The sequence below is a fragment of the Micromonospora sp. DT228 genome (assembly GCF_049841595.1).
In the GTDB taxonomy this organism is placed as follows: domain Bacteria; phylum Actinomycetota; class Actinomycetes; order Mycobacteriales; family Micromonosporaceae; genus Micromonospora.
Window position 1 is genome coordinate 336,759 of sequence record NZ_JBNCKO010000008.1, and the last position, 13,442, is coordinate 350,200.

Annotated in this window: 11 protein-coding genes; 7 read left to right on the forward strand and 4 right to left on the reverse strand. The window is 71.5% G+C overall.

The genetic code is table 11. The features are described from left to right. Nucleotides 1-139 precede the first annotated feature (139 nt). From ACLQ29_RS19030 to ACLQ29_RS19040, 3 genes are all read left to right on the forward strand, one after another. A complete protein-coding gene (locus ACLQ29_RS19030) occupies nucleotides 140-1,240 on the forward strand; it encodes an LUD domain-containing protein (protein ID WP_425772835.1) in 1,101 nt (366 codons plus the stop codon). A gap of 89 nt (nucleotides 1,241-1,329) precedes the next feature. Further along, on the forward strand, nucleotides 1,330-2,370 hold the full coding sequence (locus ACLQ29_RS19035; RefSeq protein WP_425772836.1) for a HEAT repeat domain-containing protein: 1,041 nt from the start codon (nucleotides 1,330-1,332) through the stop codon (nucleotides 2,368-2,370). A gap of 203 nt (nucleotides 2,371-2,573) precedes the next feature. Then, nucleotides 2,574-3,536, forward strand: coding sequence for a sporulation protein (locus tag ACLQ29_RS19040; protein WP_425772837.1), 963 nt, complete (start codon nucleotides 2,574-2,576; stop codon nucleotides 3,534-3,536). 69 nt (nucleotides 3,537-3,605) lie between these two features. Here the strand turns inward: ACLQ29_RS19040 and ACLQ29_RS19045 are convergent, their stop codons facing one another. After that, entirely contained in the window at nucleotides 3,606-3,980 is a 375-nt protein-coding gene (locus ACLQ29_RS19045) for a hypothetical protein (protein WP_231392564.1), read from the reverse strand. 179 nt (nucleotides 3,981-4,159) lie between these two features. Continuing rightward, nucleotides 4,160-6,202: a glycerophosphodiester phosphodiesterase family protein gene (locus ACLQ29_RS19050; RefSeq protein ID WP_425772838.1), complete on the reverse strand. Its 2,043-nt coding sequence runs from the start codon at nucleotides 6,200-6,202 to the stop codon at nucleotides 4,160-4,162. A 190-nt stretch (nucleotides 6,203-6,392) separates the two neighbouring features. Here ACLQ29_RS19050 and ACLQ29_RS19055 point away from each other — a divergent pair, with 190 nt between their 5' ends. Next, nucleotides 6,393-6,812: a hypothetical protein gene (locus ACLQ29_RS19055; protein ID WP_425772839.1), complete on the forward strand. Its 420-nt coding sequence runs from the start codon at nucleotides 6,393-6,395 to the stop codon at nucleotides 6,810-6,812. An 87-nt stretch (nucleotides 6,813-6,899) separates the two neighbouring features. On the opposite strand, the gene ACLQ29_RS19060 is transcribed toward ACLQ29_RS19055, so the two are convergent. Continuing rightward, complete coding sequence (locus tag ACLQ29_RS19060) at nucleotides 6,900-9,200, reverse strand: HelD family protein (RefSeq protein WP_425772840.1); 2,301 nt, start codon at nucleotides 9,198-9,200, stop codon at nucleotides 6,900-6,902. Between the two features lie 144 nt (nucleotides 9,201-9,344). Between ACLQ29_RS19060 and ACLQ29_RS19065 the strand changes: the two genes are divergently transcribed. Beyond that, a complete protein-coding gene (locus ACLQ29_RS19065) occupies nucleotides 9,345-9,971 on the forward strand; it encodes an SGNH/GDSL hydrolase family protein (protein WP_425772841.1) in 627 nt (208 codons plus the stop codon). 136 nt (nucleotides 9,972-10,107) lie between these two features. Here the strand turns inward: ACLQ29_RS19065 and ACLQ29_RS19070 are convergent, their stop codons facing one another. After that, on the reverse strand, nucleotides 10,108-11,235 hold the full coding sequence (locus tag ACLQ29_RS19070) for a LolA family protein (protein WP_425772842.1): 1,128 nt from the start codon (nucleotides 11,233-11,235) through the stop codon (nucleotides 10,108-10,110). Between the two features lie 96 nt (nucleotides 11,236-11,331). Between ACLQ29_RS19070 and ACLQ29_RS19075 the strand changes: the two genes are divergently transcribed. Together ACLQ29_RS19075 and ACLQ29_RS19080 are read left to right on the forward strand one after the other, a co-directional pair. Beyond that, nucleotides 11,332-11,988 carry a response regulator transcription factor gene (locus tag ACLQ29_RS19075; RefSeq protein WP_393374376.1) on the forward strand — a complete coding sequence of 219 codons (657 nt, stop codon included), beginning with the start codon at nucleotides 11,332-11,334 and terminating at the stop codon, nucleotides 11,986-11,988. Nucleotides 11,989-12,062: 74 nt separating this feature from the next. Then, nucleotides 12,063-13,433 carry a sensor histidine kinase gene (locus ACLQ29_RS19080; protein WP_425772871.1) on the forward strand — a complete coding sequence of 457 codons (1,371 nt, stop codon included), beginning with the start codon at nucleotides 12,063-12,065 and terminating at the stop codon, nucleotides 13,431-13,433. Nucleotides 13,434-13,442 lie beyond the last annotated feature (9 nt).

Below are 13,442 nucleotides of genomic sequence, written 5' to 3' on the forward strand. Positions count from 1 at the left end.
TCCCTCGCTCGCTTCGGTGCCTCTACCCGTTACGACAAGACAGCGCACCGGAAGGTGAGGCCGACGCGCCACCTCACATTCCGAAGGGCTGCGTTGTCGTACCGGTGAGGCCGACAACATGGCGGAAGAGGGGACTCTGATGAACGAATTCCAGGCCATCGCGGACCGAGTCGAGATCGAGGCACTGCGCGGCGAGTTCACCGACTCGGCGATGATGCGCGACCGGCCCCGCCTGGCGTCGCTGTTCACCCGGGACGGTGCCCTGCGCATGCCCAACATCCCCGTCGAGCTGGTCGGCCGTGCGGCGATCCGTGCCGGGGGTGAGCGGCTGCAGAGCCAGTGGGACTTCTTCGTTCAGACCACACACCCCGGCACGATCCTGCTGGACGGCGACACCGCGACTGGTCGCGCCTACATCCAGGAACTCGCGCGCACCCTCGACGGACGGCAGGGTCTGAACTACGCCGTCTACCACGACCGCTACCAGCGCACCGTGGAGGGCTGGAAGTTCGCCGAGCGAGTGTACGAGGTCAGGTACCTCGACACCTCCCCGCTGGCGGGCTCGGCACCCCACACGGCGCAGGACTCCGGGACCAACCCGGCAGATGCCACGGCCACCACGGCTCCGACCTTATCCTTCGTCGAGCCGGCATCGGCCCAACGACTGGAGCGGGTAGCAGCGGCGCTGCGTGCCAACGGCTTCGCCGCCGAGATCCTCGACGACGTCGCCGCCGCGCGCGCCCGCGTCAAGGACCTGGTCCCCGAGGGTGCCAGCGTGCTCACCGGATCCAGCGAAACCCTCCGACTGTCCGGCATCGACGAGGACATCAACGCCCACGGCCGGTACGACGCCATCAGGCCGCGCGTCCTGGCCATCGACCGTGCTACCGGCGCCGACGAGATCCGAAGGCTTGTCGCCACCCCGGACTTCGTCGTCAACAGCGTCGCCGCGGTCACCGAGACGGGCTCGCTCGTTCTTGCCTCGGGCAGCGGCAGTCAACTCCCTGCCAACGCGGGCGGTGCCACCCACGCGGTGTGGATCATCGGCGCGCAGAAGGTGGTTCCTGACCTGAGCGCAGCGTTGCGCCGCGTCGAGGAGCACGCCTTCCCGCTGGAGAACGTCCGCTCCCAGGCGGCGTACGGGGTGCCCAGCGCCATCAACCGGCTGCTCGTCCTCAACGCGGAACCTCGCCCTGGGCGCGGCACCGTGCTGCTTCTCCGCGAGGCCATCGGATACTGACCGAGCCCACGCACCGCTCGCCAGCAGCGGTGCGAGCACTGCCCACTCGTGCTGGTGCGGCCCACCGACTCGCGTGACACCATTCGCCGGTGGAATCACGCGAGGCGGCGGAGTTGTTCGACCGGGCGGTGCAACGGCTCCGCCGCGTCGTGGAGTCGGGCACCTCGGACGACCTCGACGACGGAGCCGACCTGCTTCGACACGCGGCCGGGTCGGGCGCTGTCGCCGTGCGGTTGGCGGTGACGCACCTGGCCGACGCGGACCGTGTGGTGCGCGCGGCGGCGTGCGACCTGCTCGGCTTTGCGAGTGACGTGCACGGGGACGACCTGCGCAGCGACGCCGCGACCGCCCTGATCGCGGTGGCCGACACCGAGGTCGATCCCGAGGTGCACTGGTCGATCGCCCGCGCCCTGGGCGCCACCTGCGATCCCCGTGCCCTGCCCACCCTGGTCGCCCTCGCGGGCAGCCCCGACAGTGATGTGCGGTTCCAGGTCGCGGCCGCGCTGCCGATGGTGCTGATCGACGATCACCCTTCCGACGACGGTGTGGCAGCGCTGATCGTCCTGAGCGCCGACGCCGACCCCGAGGTGCGCGAGTGGGCGACCTTCAGCCTTGGCTGGCTGAGCACCGCGGACGGGGACGACGTCCGGCGGGCGCTCTGGGACCGTACCCGGGACACCAACGACGAGGTCCGCGCGGAGGGCGCCCGAGGGTTGGCGCGGCGGCGGGACGCGCGGGCGCTTCCCCTGGTACGCGACCTGCTCGCGCGGGAGGGGGTGCCCACGTTCACCTTCCAGGCCGCCGCTTATCTGGCGGACGCGTCGCTGTTGCCGCTGCTGGACGGGTTCGACCCCACCGCGGACGGTGTGGCCGATGCCCTGCGGGAGTGTGACCCGGTGCGCCGTGGCGAGCGCGACGAGGCGGCGTGGCAGGTTCTGAAGACTGTGCACCAGCTCCGCCCCGATCTGCGGGTCGCGATCTTCGGCGAGCGGTGCGACCTCGGCCTGTACCTCGACATCAACGACGGGTCCGACATTGCCGGCCACTGTTGGCTGGACGGGTTGCTCACCCGGGCCGGAAACGATCCGGCCCGTGCGGCCGAGCTGGCGATCGCGGATCTGCGGCGCTGATCGACCCCGGGCTCACGGAGGTCGGGGTGTCCTGGTCGTGGTGGTGCCCCGGGTTCCAGGAACCCGAGTCGATCAAGCGCCGCCGGCAGCGGCGGTGCCCTCGCGGGCGCTTCACAGCCACCTCACAGGGGTGCTGGATAGGGTGCGGCTCGAGTCAACGTCCGACTCCAACCAGGAGCGGTCGGCGTCGCACAGGAGTTCCGATGGTCTTCAAGAAGATGTTGAGCGCGTTCGGTGTGGGTGGTCCCAGTGTGGACACGGTGCTGACCAACCCCAACACCCGGCCCGGCCTGACCCTCGACGGGCAGGTCAACCTCGTCGGTGGCGACGCTGAGGCGGCCATCGAGCAGGTGGTGATCGGTCTGGTGACCCGGGTGGAGGTCGAGGGGCACGACGCCGAATACTCCGGCACCCTGGAGTTTCACCGGATGGCGGTCAGCGGCGCGTTCCTGCTCGCCCCCAAGCAGCAGCTCTCGATCCCGTTCCAGCTCCCGGTGCCGTGGGAAACCCCGATCACCGACGTGTACGGCCAGCGCCTGCACGGCATGACGATGGGCCTGCGCACCGAGCTGGCGATCGCCCGCGCGGTCGACAAGAGCGACCTGGACCAGGTGGCGGTGCACCCGCTGCCGGTGCACGAGCGGATCCTGGAGGCGTTCCAGCGGCTCGGCTTCCGGTTCAAGCACGCCGACCTGGAGCGCGGCCACATCCGGGGCGTCCAGCAGACGCTGCCGTTCTACCAGGAGATCGAGTTCTTCGCCGCTCCGCAGTACGCGGGCACGATCAACGAGGTCGAGCTGACCTTCGTGACCAGCCAGCGCGGCGTCGAGGTCATCCTGGAGTGCGACAAGCGGGGCGGCTTCCTCAGCGCCGGGCACGACGCTTTCGGTCGCTTCCAGGTGTCGCACGCCGACGTCGACCGGGTGGACTGGGCCCAGGTCGTCGACGGCTGGTTGCGCGAGACCACGTCCCGTTACGGCAGCCTGCGGTCCCAGTACGGCCCGAGCCACGGTCACGGTCGTGGCCGCGGGCACGGGATGGGCGGCATGGTGGCCGGTGCGGCGCTCGGCGTCGCGGGCGGCATGGTCGCCGGCGAGATGATCGAGGACGCGTTCGAGGGTGATTTCGGCGGCGACTTCGGCGGCGACTTCGGCGGCGACGAGTAGCCCTACCCCACACGACGACAGTGGCCTCCGGGAGATGCTCCCGGAGGCCACTGCTTCACGCGTGAGTCGTCAGTGCTTGTTGCGTTCCCGGCCGGAACGACGTGCGGAGCCGGCCTTCGACAAACCACGGCTGACCAGGTATCCACCGGTCAGGATGGTCAGGAACAGCCACGCCTGGTTCGGGTTGTTGATGTTCAGCCCGTTGGCGGTGGTGCCCTTCCAGAACGCGGCGATCACCACGAGCGCGACCGCGGCGGCGTAGACCCAGAATTCCGTCGTCAGGAACGCCTGCTTGGTCTCCGTGCCCGGCGACGGCATCGGGTCTCGATGCCCGTCCCGCATGGACGGCATCTGCTGGGTCGGCATGTCCCGCATCGACGCGGGATTCTGCGGGTCGTTCATGGGCCGGTTCATCGGCCGGGTGGAAGCAGCCTGCGTGCTCATCTGGTCCTCCTCAGGATGCGATGAGTCGTACCTGCATTCCCTCGCCCCGCTACCGCGTGTCGGCCACGGCACGGTTCGCTTTCGTGGCGGGGACACCCCCCGACTACCCGAGGCCCCCGAGCAGGTAACACCGATCGCCGGCCGGAAAAATCCGGCCGGCGATCGGGTGGACGACTGGGTCAGCGCAGGCCGTTGCGCCTGGCCACGCTCACCAGAAGGTCCGGGTCGTCGGTGATCATGCCGTCGACACCGAGGTCGATGACCCGCTGCATCACCGTTGCGTCATCGACGGTGTAGGGGATCACCTTCAGTCCGTCGCGCGCCTGAAGCGTGCGTACGTCCGGTCCGTGGAAGTATGCCGGGTTCTCCCGCAGGTACCAGTCCGCCGAGGCGATAGTGCCCTGCTTCGGGTCGTGCACCTGCCAGTTGGCCGACACCGTGCCGGCACCGGCCGCCCGGGTCAGTTTGCCGAGGTCCTGGTACTTCCACCAGTCCAGTCCACCGGTCCACGGGCTCTTCACCGACGGGTTCCCGTACGCCGCCTGCAACGAGCACTCGTCGGCGAGGGTCGCGCACTCGGCCGGGCCGTACTGCCAGACCAGCGCCACAGTGCCGATGCGGCGGTCGAGCTGCCGCGCGTAGGTGATGGTGCGCCAGTCGAACGACTGGATGGTGGCCCGGTTGGTGAAGCCGGCCCGCTGGATCGCGTCGACGAGCTTGCGGGTGAAGCCGCGGTACGGCTCGGTGTCGTTCACCACCGGGCTGATCTTCGTCTCGATGTTCATCCCGATGTCGCTACGGCCACTGGCCTTCACCAGGGCGAACACCTCGTCCAGGGTCGGGATCCGGGCACCCGGCGCGGGCACCTGCGCGGGCAGCTCGGGCAGCGTCTTCGTGCCGCAGTCGACGGTCTTGAGCTGCGCAAGCGTCAGCTCGTGCACCGGCTTGCCCACGTACGGGAACGCGGGGTCACCACGGCGGACCGGGGCGGTGTCGACGCAGTGCGACCCGTTGACGGTGCGGTCGTGCAGCACCACGAGTTTGCCGTCGGCGGTCACGCCGGTGTCCAGTTCCAGGGTGGAGATGGCCCGGTTGGACAGCGCGTTGGAGAAGGCCGGCAGGGTGTTCTCCGGCCGGGTGGCCCGACCGCCCCGGTGCGCCTGGATGTCGAACGGCGCCGCGTACGCCTTGGGCAGCCGGTAGCCGCGCTGCGCCAGCACACCCCGCAGCCGGTCCGGGTAGTCGGTGATCATGCCGTCCACGCCGTCGTCGATCAGCTTGTTCATGGTCGGCACGTCGTCGACGGTCCACGGGATCACCTTGATCCCGTAGCGGTGCGCCCGGGCGACCATCTCCTTCGTGACGTACGGCTGGTAGCCCGGGTCGGTGACCGTGCCGTTCTGCGGCATGCCGTGCACCGGCGAGAAGGCGCTGGCGCCGAAGCTGCGGATCGCCCTGATCGGGTCGCCACCGAAGTCGTCGATGTCCAGCCCGCCCAGCCACGGCGAGGCGCCCGGCTGTCCGGTCTGCAGGAAGTCGTAGTTGGTCAGGGCGACAAGCGGGAGCTTCGGCTCGACCTGGCGCATGCGCATCAGCGCACCCCAGTCGAAACTCTGGATGGTGACCTGCTTGAGCAGGCCGGCGGCACGGATCTCCGCCGCGGTGACCCGGACGAACTGGTCGCGGGGCGCGGTCTCGGTCGGCGCACCGGCCTCCACCTTGGTCTCGACGTTGAGCGTCACATCCTTCGCCCGGTAACGGTTGACCAGGGCGAAGACCTCACGCAGCAGCGGCATCCGGGCGCCCGGGACGGCGAGCTGGCCGGGCTTGTCCGGCAGCGTCTTCGTGCCGCAGTCGAGCGAGCGCACCTGGGCCACGCTCAGCGTGTTGACGTACTTGCCGACGTACGGGAACTCCGGGTCGCCGGGCGTCACCGGGGCGGTGTCGACGCACTTGGCGCCACTGATCTTCCGATCGTGGGTGACGACGGCCTGCCCGTCCTCGGTGATCTGCACGTCCAGTTCGAGGGTGCTCACCCCGAGTTGGAGGGCGTTGCCGAAGGACGCGAGGGTGTTCTCCACCCGCAACCCGAGGCCGCCGCGGTGGGCCTGCACGTCGAATGTCCGGTCCGGTCGTGGCTTCGCCTGGGCGGGCACCGCGAGCCCGGTCGTCACCGTCGCGGCCACCAGGGCCGCGACGGCGGTACGGCGTACTGTGCGCACGCTGTCATCCCCTCTGCCGGCGGGCATCTCCCACCGGTCGCCGGACAGCATGGACATCTCGGACTGCGGGCAGGCGGCCAGCGGGCGGCGCGACGGTGAACCACCGTGGACGACCTCCCGGTCACGCCGGGTTTGGTCGGCCGGTGGTCGGGCACGCAGTCGGTTCCACAGCTTCTGCGAGGTGATGATCGTGCGTGAGGACGACATGCGGCAGGACGCCGCCCGCCAGGCCGAGGATCGGATCGCCGGAGGTGTGTACGGCAAGGGTGCCGTCGACGAGGTGACGCTTCCCCGTACCGATGTGCAGAGTCAGATCCAGCGCGACGACCCGTTCGATCCGGCGAAGGAACGGATCGACCCGCAGGTGCTGCGCGACGGTGGCCCGGTCGGTGGGCAGGGCGCGGTGACGACCACCGGTGGCACCGCCGGTCCGGCGAGCGTGCGCCGGGTGGCGCGGCAGCCGGAGCGGCACCCGGGCAAGGTCGCACCGACCACGACCGGCGATGCCACCACCGGCGGCCTGAGCACGCCGACCAGCGGTGGCACAAGCGACCAGTCCACGTCCGCGCCCGAACCAGCAAAGTCCATCAGGGACAAATCCAACGACTGACCCGACCCACCCGCCCCCCTTGGCGGCGTGATCATGAGGTTGACGTGGCTGACGGAGATCACAGTCCACGTCAACCTCATGATCGACTCAGCGGGTGGGGGTGGGGCGGAGGACACCCAGGCGTTGGGTCGCGCGGGTGAGGGCCACGTACAGGTCGCTGCGCCCGCGGGGGGACTCGGCGACCATCCGGTCCGGGTCGACGACGAGCACCGAGTCGAACTCCAACCCCTTGGCCTGCGCGACTGTCAACACCACCACCCGGCTCTCCAACTCCGGATGCTCACCCACCGCCGCCTCCGGCAGCGCGGCGGCCACCGCGGCACCCAACTCGCCCACCCGGCCGGCCGGCACGAGCACGCCGAGCCGACCCTCGGTCAGCGCGGTCGCCTCCCGGGTGGCCTCCGCGACGAGTTCCGCCGCCAGCCGCTCGCCGGGCACCGTCCGGTCCCACGGGGGTACGCCGCTCTCCCGCACCGAGCGCGGTGGACGCAACGCCGGGTCGATCTCCGCCAGGACGTCGGCGGCGACCGCCATGATCTCGGCCGGGGTGCGGTAGCTGACCGTCAACTCGGTCAACCGCCACCGCTGGGCCACGTACGGGGCGAGGGCGTCCGCCCAGGAGGGCGTGCCGCTGAGCGCGCCGGTCTGCGCGACGTCCCCGACGATCGTCATCGACCGGCTCGGGCAGCGGCGCATCAGCAGCCGCCACGCCATCGGCGACAGCTCCTGCGCCTCGTCCACGATCACGTGGCCGAACGCCCAGGTCCGGTCGGCGGCGGCCCGCTGCGCGGTGGTCAACCGGTCGGCCTCCTCCTGCCGTTCCAGCAGCCGATCCGCGTCGATCAGGTCGGTCACGCCGAGGATCTCACCGCCCTCGGCCTCGTCCTCGACGTCGATCGAACGAGAACCCCGGGCGATCTCCAGCACGCCCTCGGCGTACTCCCGTTCCATCATCCGGATGCGGTCCCGGCGGGCGGCGGCGGCGCGCTCGTCCTCGCCGAGCAGCTCGGCGGCCTCGTCCAGCAGCGGTACGTCGGCAGGCGTCCAGCCGCCCGGCTCACGGTGCAGCAGCGTCCGCTCGTCGTCGGTGAGCATCGGCGCGGCGGCGGCGATGCGGTCCGGGTCGGCGTACAGGTCGGCGAGCAGGCGTTGCGGGGTGAGCACCGGCCACAGCCGGTCGAGGGCGGCCTGGATCTCCGACTCCTCGCGCAGCTCGCGGCGGATCTCGGCCCGGTCGGCCTCGTCGAGCAGGTTGTCGCCGCCCAGCGGGTCGGCGCCGATCCGTTCGGCCACCTGGTCGGCGAGCGCGTGCACGATCTCCGTGGCGAACAACGTGCGGGCCAGGTTGTGCGGCCGGTCGACCCGGCGGACCCGGTCCCGGGCGGTGCGCACGGTCTCCGGGTCGAGACTCAGCGCCTCCCGCTCGACCTCGATCTCCAGCGGCTCGTCCGGCACCCACTGCCGGTCCCGGACGGCGAGCGCCAGGACCTCCGCCAACACGGCCCGGCCCTTGAGCGCCGCGGTCTCGGCCGGTTCGGTCCGTTGGGCGCTCACCCCGGGAAAGAGATCAGCCTGGGTACGCAGCAGCACGCCGGTCTCGGCCAGTGTCGGCAGCACCTGGGAGATGTAGCGCAGGAATGTCGCGTTCGGGCCGACCAGCAGCACGCCTCGGCTGGAGAGTTCGCGGCGGTGCGTGTAGAGCAGGTACGCCGCCCGGTGCAGCGCGACGGCGGTCTTGCCGGTGCCGGGGCCGCCCTGGACCACCATGACGCCCGGTAGTTCGGCGCGGATGACCTCGTCCTGTTCGGCCTGGATGGTCTCGACGATGTCGCGCATCCGGCCGGTGCGGCCCGCGTTGAGCGCCGCGAGCAGCGACGCCTCACCGGTCAGCTCCTCGTGGCCGCCGGGGGCGGCGGAGTCGATGTCCAGGACCTCGTCGTTGAGCCCGGTCACCTTGCGCTGGCGGGTACGCAGGTGCCGGCGGCGGCGTACGCCCTGCGGGTTGGCGGCGGTGGCGAGATAGAAGGCGCGGGCGGCGGGGGCCCGCCAGTCCATCAGCAGCGGGTCGTAGTCACCTGTGGTGTCGAAGATGCCGATCCTGCCGATGTAGTGGCGGGAGTCGTCGTCACCGTCGAGACGGCCAAAGCAGAGCCCGTTCTCCACGGCGGAGAACTGCTCGACCTGATCGGCGTACATCGCTACCGAGCTGTCGCGCTGCGAGCGGTCCTGGAGGGTGCCGCCGGTGTTGCGCAGCTCGGCGGTGAGCCGGTGGGCGGCCTGCTCACGCAGCCCGTCCAGCCGGTCGTAGAGCATCGAGACGTACTCCTGCTCGCGACCGATCTCGTCGTCGAGCGGCAATTCGCCGGAACCGCCGGAGTGCCTTGACAAGCCGTCTCCCTAAAGAGTAGAATCCTTTGCAGGAACGGCTATTAGCCGTTCTTTTTTGTGTCCTCGAACTGTTGAAGATAGCGCGTTCCGCCGGTTCGCACCAAGCCCGGCGGGTCGGCGCCGGTGATCGCGAGGTGGCGTCGGATGATCCTGCGGGCCGGGCAACGCGTGGTCTTCATCGGCGACAGCATCACCGATTGTGGTCGGCGCGACGTCGCCGCGCCCTACGGCTCCGGTTACGTCAGCCTCGTCCGCGCGTTCGTCGACGCCCGGCACCCGGAGCTGGAGCTGACCTGGGTCAACCGGGGTGTGGGCGGCGACACGGTACGAGACCTGGCCGCCCGCTGGGACGACGACGCCATCGCCGAGCGCCCCGACTGGCTCGCGGTGCTGATCGGCATCAACGACATCTGGCGGCACTACGGCGACCGCCCGCACGAGGCCGTCGGCATCGAGGAGTACGAGCGCACCCTGCGCGACCTGCTGCGTCGGGCGGTCACCGCCACCGGCTGCCGGCTGATCCTCGGCGACCCGTTCCTCATCGAGGCGGACCGCGGCGTTCCACAACGCGCCGACACCGACAGGTACGCGGCGGTGGTGGCGGGGCTGGCCGGCGAGTTCGACGCCGTGCACGTGCCCAACCAGGCGGCGTTCGACCGGGTCCTCGCGATCAGCCCGTCGGCGCACTGGGCCGACGACCGCGTGCACCCCCACCTGCCCGGTCACGCGGTTCTCGCCGACGCGTACCTCAGCGCCCTCGGCGCCCGCTGACTCGGCACCCCCGGCGCGACCGGCCGCTGACCCAGCACCCGTCGGCACCTGTGGCTGCCGCCCACGGGCGACAGGGTCGAACACGATGACGCGCCGGGCCAACCGCGAGGGTCGACCCGGCGCGCACACCTGAGGATCAGCCGCGAGCGGCCTGGTAGAGCCGCTCGGGAGTGACCGCGCCGGCGAGAACCCGTCCGTCGTCAGTCAGCAGCACACTGAACAGCTTGCCGGTGAGCAGACGACCGCTACCCCAGTCGCCCTTGACCGCCGCGAGCCCGCCGAGCAGCTTCGACAGGTCCAGGTCGGCTGCGGCGCCGGCCGGTGGCACGGCCGGCTTCGCGTCGGCCGGTTTGCCGCCGAGGGCCCCGTCGAGGCGGGCGACGAGCACGGTCGTCCAGCCGGTGCCCACCGCGCGTACCTGCGGATCGGCGGCCGGCTCGACGTGGCCGGGCTTGCCCGCGGCCGGCCGCTCAGCCTTCTCCTCGGTGACGGTCACACCGGGCGGCGGGTTGAAGGTGAACTGGTCCGCATCGGGCCGGCGGTAGTCGATCTGGGTGAAGGCCATCTCGAACGCCGGTTGGTCGCTGCCCTTCGCGAGCACCTCGAAGCGCAGCGGCACGTGCTGCTTGGCGTCGATGGCGATCCGCAGCTGGTGCACCAGGGAGCCCTGGTCGCGCGGCTGGAGCACCAGCTCGTACGCGTCCTGACCGGCGACTGTCGCCGAGCGGCCGACGCTCACCTGGGTGCTCGGGTCGATCGCGGCCAACGCCAGGTCGGCGGCCTGCTGCGGCGTGGCCGGCAGGCTCGGCCGCGCCTCGGGCGCCGCCGTTCCGGTCCCGGTGTCGCCGAGTGTGCGGTGCTGTGCGGTGTTGGTCCGACTCTCCCAGGTCCACACGTCCCGGCCGTTGCGGATCACGTCCTGCTCGCCGAGGGTGTCCAGCAGCGCGACCCGCTGCCGCTCCGGGCCGGAATACCAGACCCGCAGGGTGTGCGTGCCGGTCAACATGGTGGTCAGGTCGTTGCCGGGGAGCAGCCCGGCGAGTGGTGGCAGGCCGAGGTCGGCACGCTGCACGACGGTCCCGGAGACCCCCTCCAGTCGGGACGTCTGCAGGTCGACCAGGAGCTGGGCGGCGGTACGCGGCGGCAGGCTCGGCTCGGCCTCGGCGGCGAACGTGCCGATCGCCGCTCCACCGCCGATGACGGCGACGGCTGCGGTGGCCGGGACCAGCCAACGAAGGACGGGACGGCTTCTCAGGACGGACATGGTGGCACCTCCTGCTCCCATCCTGCCCCCTCGGCCCTGAGAACGTGCTGAGGACGCCGAGCCGCCGCCGGTTGACCCGGGTGGCACCCTTGACGTGTGCGGTTGCTTGTGGTGGAGGACGAGGCCCGGTTGGCGGCTGCCCTACAACGCGGCCTGCGCGCCGAGGGGTTCGCGGTGGACGTGGCGCCGACCGGCCCGGCCGGCCTGGACGCGGCCCGGCACGGCGGGTACGACGCGATGATCCTCGACGTGATGCTGCCCGGCCTCTCCGGCTACGAGGTGGTCCGGAAACTGCGAGCGGAGCAGCACTGGTTGCCGGTGCTGATGCTCTCCGCCAAGGACGGCGAGTACGACCAGGCCGACGGCCTCGACTGCGGTGCGGACGACTACCTGACCAAACCCTTCTCGTACGTGGTGTTGCTGGCCCGGCTGCGGGCGCTGCTGCGCCGGGGCACGCCGGAACGCCCGACGGTGCTGGCGGTCGGAGACCTGCGACTGGACCCGGCCCGCCGACGGGTGACCCGGGCCGACGCCGAGGTGACGCTCACCGCACGGGAGTTCGCGTTGCTGAACTATCTGATGCGCCGGCCCGGCCAGGTGATCTCCAAGATCGAGTTACTTGACCACGTCTGGAACGCGAGCCTGGAGACCGCGCCGAACATCGTCGAGGTGTACGTCGGCTACCTGCGCCGCAAGCTCGGCCGGGACCGACTGGAGACGGTCCGGGGCGCCGGTTACCGGCTGGCGACGTGACCACCGGCGGCCCGGTTCCGGCCGGTCCCGCGCGAAACGGCTGGCTGCCGGTGCTGGGGCTGCGGGGACGGCTCCTGGCGATCGGAGTGTTCGGCCTCACCATCGGGCTGGCCCTGGGTGGGGTGGTGCTGTTCGGCGCGCTCGGCTTCGTGCTCCAGCGCACCGTCGACACCGAGGCCTTCCGGACCGCCGACGCGGTCGCCCTGCTCGCCGCCGAGGACGTGTTGCCCGATCCGCTGCCGGTGGCCGGCGGGCAGGTCCGCGTCCAGGTCGTCGACGGGCAGGGGCGGATCAGGGCGGCCTCGATCGACGCCGACCGGCTCGTGCCGATGGTCCGCCCGGAGCGGCTGCGCCACGACCGGCGCCAGCAGCTGGACGTGCCCGCGGAGCGGGTCGGGCTCGCCGGCCCGGTCCTGGTGGTCGCCGTGCCCGCCGGCACGGCGAACGACCCGCTCACCGTGCTGGTCGCCCGCTCGATGGCCGACGTGCGGCAGAGCACCCACGTGGTCCGGACCATCCTGCTGGTGGCCTTCCCGCTGCTGGTGGCGGTGCTCGCGGGCGTGGCGTGGCGGGTGGTGGGCGCGACTCTGCGGCCGGTCGAGGCGTTACGGCGGGGCGCCGAGGAGATCACCGGGCGGGCCGGCACCGGCCGGCTGCCGGTGCCCGCCTCGGCCGACGAGATCCACCGGTTGGCGGTCACCCTCAACGACATGCTGGATCGGCTGGAGTCCGGCCGGGTGCGTCAACGGGCGTTCGTCTCCGACGCCGCGCACGAGCTGCGTAGCCCGTTGACGAACATCCGCACCGAGCTGGAGGTGGCGCAGCGCCTCGCGGACCGGACGGACTGGACGGCGGTGACCACAAATCTGCTGGCCGACACCGACCGGCTGAGCCGGCTGGTCGACGATCTCCTGCTGCTGGCCCGCCTGGACGAGGCCGCGCCGGCCCGGGGGACCGGCCCGGTGGAGCTGGGCGCGCTGCTGACCGAGGTCGCCGCCCGCTATCCGGCGTCGCCGGTGCGGGTGGTCCTGCCGCCGGGCCCGCTGTGGACGACAGGCAACGCCGACGAGCTGCGCCGCGTGCTGGCCAACCTGGTCGACAACGCGGTACGGCACGCCGGCGGCAGTGTGGTGCTCGCCGCCGAGGCGACGGCTGCGGCGCGACGGACGGACGGGCCTGGCGTCGGGGCGTACCACCTGGTGACGGTGACCGACGACGGCCCGGGGATCCCGGCGGCCGACCGGGAGCGGGTGTTCGACCGGTTCACCAGGCTGGACGACGGCCGGGCCCGCGACGACGGCGGCGCCGGCCTGGGGCTGGCCATCGTCCGGGAGTTGGTACGACGCGCCGGTGGCGGCATCACCCTCACCGAAGCGCCGGAGCGGCACGGGCTCCGGGTGTGCCTGCTGCTGCCGGCCGAGGAGCCAACGGTTGACGCGCCGTGATGGTGCGGG

Excerpts from the sequence above, each read along its gene's own strand:
- ACLQ29_RS19030 (WP_425772835.1), top strand. The coding sequence starts at position 140 with ATGAACGAATTCCAGGCCATCGCGGACCGAGTCGAGATCGAGGCACTG.
- ACLQ29_RS19040 (WP_425772837.1), top strand. The coding sequence starts at position 2,574 with ATGGTCTTCAAGAAGATGTTGAGCGCGTTCGGTGTGGGTGGTCCCAGT.
- ACLQ29_RS19045 (WP_231392564.1), bottom strand. The coding sequence starts at position 3,980 with ATGAGCACGCAGGCTGCTTCCACCCGGCCGATGAACCGGCCCATGAAC.
- ACLQ29_RS19065 (WP_425772841.1), top strand. The coding sequence starts at position 9,345 with ATGATCCTGCGGGCCGGGCAACGCGTGGTCTTCATCGGCGACAGCATC.
- ACLQ29_RS19070 (WP_425772842.1), bottom strand. The coding sequence starts at position 11,235 with ATGTCCGTCCTGAGAAGCCGTCCCGTCCTTCGTTGGCTGGTCCCGGCC.